The sequence below is a fragment of the Vibrio sp. 1401 genome (assembly GCF_033340295.1).
The window spans coordinates 1-685 of the sequence record NZ_JAWOWF010000388.1 but is presented as its reverse complement, the minus strand read 5'-3'; the positions used below and the strand labels follow the sequence as shown (position 1 = coordinate 685).

Here is a 685-nt window from a genome sequence, read left to right as displayed (position 1 = left end):
GCTCGCTCACAAGGCGGCAGCGTTATTACTCTAAAGACCAAACATTGAAAGAATCTCACGTTAGTTAAGGTCTATTGCGACAAATGCGTAGAAGAAGGAAAGATCAGTGACTGAAAACACGTTTACCGACCCATCTTGGTTGCGACTTAGCTGTTTTATTGGCGTATTGTTGCTGTGTACTCTTTGGGAAAACAAGCTCCCAAGAAAGACGCTCACCGTCAAACGTTCCTTTCGCTGGTTAAACAACCTCTCTTTGGTCGCCCTAAATAGCGCGATCATTGCATTAGTGATGCCTATCGCTGCGTTTCAAGCTGCGACCATTGCTCATGATCAGCAATGGGGACTATTCAATCTTCTGTCCCTGCCCGGTTGGTTAAACGTGTTGCTTGCTGTGATTGTTCTCGATCTCATCATCTATGTTCAGCACTTGGTTTTTCATCGCGTTAAACCATTATGGAAAATTCATCGTATGCACCATGCCGATTTGGATATCGATGTCACAACTGGCGCGCGTTTTCATCCAATTGAAATCATCATCTCGATGGTCGTCAAAATCGCCTCGGTATTCATTCTTGGTGTTTCACCTCTCGCGATTGTGGTGTTTGAGATCATTCTAAATGCGAGTGCGATGTTCAATCACAGTAACGCAAAACTTGCGTTATCTATCGATAAGAAACTGCGAAAA

At 44.1% G+C, this 685-nt stretch carries 1 protein-coding gene; it reads left to right on the top strand.

The features are described 5' to 3' along the window. Window positions 1-106: 106 nt before the first annotated feature. Window positions 107-685, top strand: a 579-nt coding sequence (locus R7Z77_RS25800) for a sterol desaturase family protein (RefSeq protein ID WP_318137105.1), incomplete at its 3' end; no start/stop codon positions are given.